This window comes from Mesorhizobium sp. 1B3 (assembly GCF_050958605.1).
In the GTDB taxonomy this organism is placed as follows: domain Bacteria; phylum Pseudomonadota; class Alphaproteobacteria; order Rhizobiales; family Rhizobiaceae.
The window spans coordinates 1-6,684 of record NZ_JBJHDO010000030.1 but is presented as its reverse complement, the minus strand read 5'-3'; the positions used below and the strand labels follow the sequence as shown (position 1 = coordinate 6,684).

Annotated in this window: 5 protein-coding genes, 1 pseudogene and 1 riboswitch; of the genes and pseudogenes, 5 read left to right on the top strand and 1 reads right to left on the bottom strand. The window is 61.1% G+C overall.

Annotated elements, in window-relative coordinates; translation table 11 throughout:
• Nucleotides 1–194: 194 nt before the first annotated feature.
• Nucleotides 195–584 carry a hypothetical protein gene (locus tag ACCO56_RS32995; RefSeq protein WP_433645205.1) on the bottom strand — a complete coding sequence of 130 codons (390 nt, stop codon included), beginning with the start codon at nucleotides 582–584 and terminating at the stop codon, nucleotides 195–197.
• A gap of 60 nt (nucleotides 585–644) precedes the next feature.
• Here ACCO56_RS32995 and ACCO56_RS32990 point away from each other — a divergent pair, with 60 nt between their 5' ends.
• The 5 genes and pseudogenes from ACCO56_RS32990 to ACCO56_RS32970 all read left to right on the top strand — a co-directional run.
• Nucleotides 645–1,805 carry a mandelate racemase/muconate lactonizing enzyme family protein gene (locus ACCO56_RS32990; protein WP_433645204.1) on the top strand — a complete coding sequence of 387 codons (1,161 nt, stop codon included), beginning with the start codon at nucleotides 645–647 and terminating at the stop codon, nucleotides 1,803–1,805.
• 41 nt (nucleotides 1,806–1,846) lie between these two features.
• Nucleotides 1,847–3,022 carry a M24 family metallopeptidase gene (locus ACCO56_RS32985; protein WP_433645203.1) on the top strand — a complete coding sequence of 392 codons (1,176 nt, stop codon included), beginning with the start codon at nucleotides 1,847–1,849 and terminating at the stop codon, nucleotides 3,020–3,022.
• Between the two features lie 134 nt (nucleotides 3,023–3,156).
• Nucleotides 3,157–4,596 carry an amidohydrolase family protein gene (locus ACCO56_RS32980; RefSeq protein ID WP_433645202.1) on the top strand — a complete coding sequence of 480 codons (1,440 nt, stop codon included), beginning with the start codon at nucleotides 3,157–3,159 and terminating at the stop codon, nucleotides 4,594–4,596.
• Nucleotides 4,597–4,654: 58 nt separating this feature from the next.
• Nucleotides 4,655–4,756: riboswitch (glycine riboswitch) on the top strand.
• Nucleotides 4,757–4,902: 146 nt separating this feature from the next.
• A complete protein-coding gene (locus tag ACCO56_RS32975; protein ID WP_433645201.1) occupies nucleotides 4,903–6,162 on the top strand; it encodes a D-amino acid dehydrogenase in 1,260 nt (419 codons plus the stop codon).
• 16 nt (nucleotides 6,163–6,178) lie between these two features.
• A pseudogene (locus tag ACCO56_RS32970) lies at nucleotides 6,179–6,684 on the top strand (malate synthase G); the annotation flags it as partial.

Genomic DNA, 6,684 nt, shown 5'->3' with positions numbered 1-6,684 from the left:
CGCCAAGAAGATGACCGAGGAAATCGTCAAGGCCATGGATCACTGAGCCTTCGATCTTCTGAAACAAAAAGACCGGCCACCGCGCCGGGCTTTTTTGTTCAAGCGGTTTTGGAACACCTGATCCGGACAGGGCTGGCGCAACGAGCCCCCACCGGCAGAAACTGCCGCCGAGAGCAACTTAAGGCAGCACCGATTCACCTTGGTGAAGCCATCCCATCGTCCGCGGCATAGAGATGCCTCTCGAACTTTTGGACCAGCGCATGCATGGCCTGGCGTGCATCGCTGAAGTCGGCCGATCCCTTTCTGATCGCCATGTCGGCCTCGTAATCCGCATGTGAAGCGAAACTGCATTCCCAGCGGACGTCTGGGCCATTACCCTCCAGCTTGACGAAAATCAGTCCCGGATCAAGGCCGAGCGACGACCTGATCGCGCTCGCCCTGCGGCGCTGCTCCAAAACCGTCTGCGCTTGTCCTTCTTTTGCGAAGTAATTCGTTATTTCAACAATCATAGCCCCTCCGCCCCGTTGTCCAAATGCCGCCGACACGCTTGACGTGCTTTGTTTATGATCATAAAGTGTGATCACACTAACTGATCGCAACTGTAGCGCAGCGCATGCGCAGTGACAACGAAAAGGTGGACGCCGTTGCCTACGATCAAGTCCGTTGAAACGCTGATTGTCCAACTGCCAACCCGACGTGAGCACAAATGGGCGGGTTTGACCGAGGTCATAGGCCGTTATGTGATGGTCAAGATGACCGACAGCGATGGCCGAGTGGGTTGGGGCGAGGCTCCGGCCCTGAAGGATTGGGGTGGTGAATTCGGCCGTTATTTCGGCGAATCGGCCCTGATCACACGTACTGTGATCGACACCTATCTCGCGCCCGCCGTCGTCGGTCTCGATCTCGGCAATTTCGCGGAACTCCATGCCCGCATGGATGCGATCATCCGCGGCTATCCTTACTCCAAAGCGGCGGTGGAGTTCGCCGCCTACGATCTTGCCGGACGCTGGCTCAATGTGCCCGTCCATACGCTGCTTGGCGGCAAGGCGCGGGACCGCGTGCCCGTAACGCATTCGATCGGACTGATCTCCATCGAGGAGGCACGGGCCGAAGCAGCCAAGCTCGTGGAAGAAGGGGTCAAGACCATCAAGGTCAAGATCGGCGTGGATGCTGACCGTGACGTCGCAATGGTCGATGCCGTCAGGGAGGTCGTAGGAGATGCAGTGGAGATCTGTGTCGACGCCAATGAGGGTTACAAGACACCTGGCGAGGCCGTCCAGACCGTGCGCCGAATGGAAAAGAACCGGCTGAAATATGTCGAGCAACCCGTCATGGGCATCGAGCGTATCGCCGAGGTCGGACGACGCATCGACGCCCCGGTGATGGCCGACGAGTCCGCCTGGAACTCCCATGATTCCATACAGATCGTTCAGTCCGGCGGGATCCAGATCGTGTCGATCTATACGACGAAGGCCGGCGGTCTCTACAAGGCGATGGAAGTGGGTGCGGTGTGCCGGGCCGCGGGCATCATCTGCAACGTCAATGGCTCGATCGAGACGGGTGTCGGCAATCTGGCCAATGTGCAGCTTGCGGCGGCTTCACCGGCCGTCACCTTGTCTTGCGTCATTCCCGTTTCGACCCCGGCCGAAGCGCAGCATGGCCAGGTGGGAGGCATCTACTACAAGGACGACCTGCTCGTGGAGCCGATGCGGTTCGTCGACGGCGCGATCGTCGTTCCGTCCGGTCCTGGAATGGGAATCGACGTGGATCTGGCCAAGATCGAGAAATATCGCGTCCGCGATTGACGGCGGATGCAAAGGCATCAGGAGAGAGGAAACTAGCAATCATGCGGGCAGAAATCGTCAGAAAACAGACTAAGGCAATGGCCGAGCACGGGCTCGACGCCATGATCTGCTGTTCCCCGGAGAACTTCGCTTACACGACAGGTTTCGTCGTGCCATCGCAGCCGCTTATCCGGCATCGCCACGCCATGACGATCGTGACGGCCGACGGGCGCACGGCTTTGTTCGGGGTGGACATGGAAGCGTCGACGATCAAACGTCGCCTTCCCGATGTCCCGACGCGGATCTGGGCGGAGTTTTCAGACGACCCGATGCTCGTTCTGGCCGACCAGTTGAATGGCCTCGACCTCGGCAAGGCCCGGATCGGTCTTGAGATGGACTATCTGCCGGCAGGCGATTTCGCTCGGCTCGTCGCCGCAATGCCGGCTGCGAAATTCGAGCATGCCGAGCCGATCCTTGCCCGTTTGCGGCAGATCAAGACTCCGGAAGAGATCGCGCTTCTGCGCAAGCTGTCGCGCATCGCCGACCAGGCGATCACGGATACGCTGGCCGTGGTCGACGAAGGCGACTCCGAAATGGACATCGCCGGGCATCTGACTCGCAACGTCTATTCTCTGGGGGCCGATCACTTCAAATTGCTGATCGTGGCGACCGGAGAACGCAGCGTCTTGCCCAATGTCGGGCCCTCCGAACGGGTACTCAAGCGGGGCGACATCTGCCGTGTCGAAATCTTCTCCGTCATCAACGGCTATCAGGCCGGCGTGTGTCGTACGGCGGTCGTCGGGGAGGCACCGCCCATGGCCGACAAGATCTGGGCGCATCTGGTCGAGTGCAAATACGAGATCATGGAAAAGGTGAAACCCGGCGCAAGCTGCCGCGAGATCTACGATGCGTTCATCGCCAAACTTGCCAGGATGAACCTGCCTCCGATTTCTTTCGTGGGACACGGAATTGGCCTGCACCTGCACGAAGATCCATATCTCGGCATGACGCCCGTGCTCGGCAAACCCGGGAGCGATGCACCGCTCGAGGAGAACATGGTGCTCGGCTTCGAGCCTCTCTGCTACGATACCGGATATGGATTCGGCATGCAGAACAAGGACATGCTGCTTGTCACCAGGAATGGATCGGAGCTGCTTTCCGACTATGCCGATACCGATCGGCTGATCCCGACCGGGACGGCCAGGACGGGCGCCTCGGCGAAGCGGGCCGTCGCCTAGGGGGGGAGCCGCCAGCCGGCTTTTAAGAAACATCGATCGGGGCATGGTGTCCCGATCGGGGTGATGACGATATCGCCCACCGCAGCGGGCCCGGTGGGATCGTTCCTGTGCAGGTCCGCAACGGGTGGAAACGCATGCGCACGCTGATCAAAGATTTGAACTTCGCCTTTACGGTCGACCGAAACGACACGGTGCTGCGCAATGCAAGCCTGGTGATCGAGAATGACCGGATTGCCGATATCGGACCGGCGGCTGAAATTGCGGCCCGCCATCAAGGGGTGAGCTTCGACAAGGTCATCGACGGCAGGATGCTCGGCGCTTGCCCAGGGTTCGTGGACAGTCACGTTCATCTGTCGGAGACCTTGTCCCGGGCGGTTTTCCCGGACAACCTCAACACTCGCGCCTGGGTCTTCCATTGGGCCAAGCCTTTCTACGCCCATATCACGGAAGAAGACGAGTATTGGGGCGCGTTGCTCGGCATTACGGAAATGCTTCGCTGTGGCACCACCTGCTTCCTGGACATGGGGTCGCAATACGATCCCGGCATCGTCATCCGGGCCATGGAGAAAACCGGCATCCGCGGCATCACGGGCAGGCATGCGGCCGACAATCCTCCGGCCGAACTGCCACGCGGCTGGACCAAGGAGATGGCCGAGCACCATTTCTTCCCCGACGCGCAGACTGCGCTGAAAGTTCTGGAAGATTGCGTTGTCCGCTACAACGGAGCGCTCGATGGCCGTGCGCGCTGCTGGGTCAATATCGAAGGCAAGGAGCCTTGCTCGCTCGAACTGCATGTCGGCGCGGTGAAGCTCGCCGAACGTCTCGGCGTCGGCACGACCTATCACCTTGCAACGTCCATCGAGGAAGCCAAGGTCTGCGAAAGCAAGTATGGCTGTTGGCCGATCACAAGGATCGATCGTGCCGGCGGGGTCGGCAAAAATCTTGTCATCGCGCATGGCGCGGCCGTGACGGACGAAGAAGTACGCCTGCTTGCCGAACGTGACGCCAGCGTTGCCTTCTGCCCGTGCTCTTCCTTCAAGCTCGGAAAGGGCGCGACCGCTATCGGGAAGTATCCCGAGATGGTGAAGGCCGGTGTGAAGGTGGGACTCGGCACCGACGGCGTCTCGGCGGCCGGCAACATGAACCTGATGCGCCAGATGCTCGTCGTGGCCGGCATGTTCAAGGATGCCCGCATGCAGCCCGACATCTTCACCGCCAGGCAAGCCCTTCGCGCCGCGACGATCGAGGGCGCGCGGGCCCTCATGTGGGACGACGAGATCGGCTCGCTGGAAATCGGCAAAAAGGCGGATTTCATCCTCTTCGATCTCGATCATGTCGAGTGGACGCCCTTCTATGATCCGCTGCAGGCCTTGGTCTTCTCGGCGTCGACGGCCTCGATCACCCAGACTTGGGTCGACGGCAAGCTGCTTTATGCCGATGGCAAGGTCCAGGGTGTCGACGAGGTTGGGATTCGCAGCAAGGCACGCGAACTCGCAGCCGCCGCCGTCAGGCGGGCCGGCTTGCATGAGGAGGGCGTCGAAACCACGACAACGCTTTACGACGAAGGAAACTGACTGCTTGCACTGCCGGTCATCGGAGTGGAGCGTACAGACAGCCATGTGAATGCGTTCGAATGGCTGCATGGGAGAGATCGGCTGTCGTAGATAACGACAGCCGACGCCGACGGAGCAACCCCCCAGGAAACTCTCAGGCAAAGATGACCATGCAGCTGAACGATCTGGAGAGTGGCACCGCGAGTGCCCACCGAAGGGGAAAGCCACGCCGGCCGAGCCGTCGCGGTTAAGCTCTCAGGTACAGCGACAGATTGGGGATCAACCGCGGACTCCGGTCCGCACCCAACTTTGGTCGCGGAGAATGCAATGCCCCATATTGCCGTCATAGGCGCCGGTATCACCGGCGTCACCACCGCCTATGCCCTGCTTGAGCGAGGGTATTCGGTGACTGTCATCGATCGTCAGCGTTACGCGGGGATGGAAACATCCTTCGCCAATGGCGGCCAGCTTTCCGCCAGCAATGCGGAGGTCTGGAACCATTGGTCGACCCTTCTCAAGGGCATCAAGTGGATGATGAGGCGTGATGCTCCGCTGCTGATGAATCCCGCACCCAGCTGGCACAAATATGCCTGGCTCGCCGAGTTCGTTTCCAACATCATGAGCTACCGCGAGAACACGGTTGAGACCACCCGCTTGGCGATAGCGGCACGCGAGCACCTGTTCGGCATCGCCGAACGCGAGAAGATCGATTTCGATCACGTCCGTCGCGGCATCCTCCACATTTATTGGGATAAGCCGAGCTTCCAGCATGCCCTGAAGGTCAACTCCATGCTGATGGAAGGGGGCTTGGACCGGCAGCCCGTGACTGCGGCCGAAGTCAAGTCGATCGAGCCCACCTTGCATGGCGAATTTTTCGGAGGGTTCTACACGCCGTCGGACTCGACCGGCGACATCCATAAATTCACCTTCGGTCTCGCCAGGGCCTGCGAGCAGCGCGGCGCCAGCTTTCTCTTCGATGCCACCGTCAACCGTGTCGAACGCAAGCGGCAATTCCAGATCGCCTATTCGCTGGGCTCGCTGTCGGGAGAAACCACCAAACGCGACCGTATGATCGAGGTCGACGCCGTGGTCGTTTGTGCCGGTTCGGCCAGCCGCCATTTCGCAGCCATGCTCGGTGACCGCGTCAACGTATACCCGGTGAAGGGTTATTCGATCACGGTGCATCTCGACGACGAGCGAAGCCAGGAGGCTGCTCCCTGGGTGAGCCTGCTCGACGACCGGGCCAAGATCGTGACGAGCCGCTTGGGGCCTGGGCGTTTCCGGGTGGCCGGAACCGCGGAGTTCAACGGCATGAATCGCGATATACGGCACGACCGCGTACGGCCGCTGGTCGATTGGACGAGGATGCTGTTTCCTGCTGTCGACACCAACCGGGTCGTCCCGTGGGCCGGCTTGCGTCCGATGATGCCCAACATGATGCCGCGTGTCGGAAAAGGCAGGCATCCGGGGGTCTTCTACAATACCGGCCACGGCCATCTGGGCTGGACGCTCTCCGCCGCCACAGCCCAGATGGTTGCCGAATGCATCGTCGGCGATCTCGGGGCCTCTGTGGCCCTGGCTGCCTGAATCCGGGAGAATCGATATGAACATCTCCACCCCGAGTACCGACCGCGTCGAAATCGCCGGCCTCAGGATTGCGGGTCAGCTGCGAGATTTTATCGAGGCCGAGGCGCTGCCCGGCACCGGGATCGACGCGAATGCGTTCTGGCAGGCCTTCTCGGCGATCGTCCATGATCTGGCGCCGAAGAACCGGGCGCTGCTGGCCAAGCGCGACGCGCTGCAGCAGAAGATCGATGACTGGTACCGGGCCAACGGCGCGCCCACGGACATGGCCGCCTACAAGGCCTTCCTCGCCGAGATCGGCTATCTCCTGCCGGAGGGGCCGGCCTTCAGCGTGACGACCACCGATGTCGATGCCGAGATCGCCGAACTGGCCGGGCCGCAACTCGTCGTGCCGGTGATGAATGCCCGCTATGCCCTCAACGCCGCCAACGCCCGCTGGGGCTCGCTCTATGACGCGCTCTATGGCACCGACGCCATCCCGGAGACCGACGGCGCCGAAAAAGGCAAGGGCTACAATCCGACGCG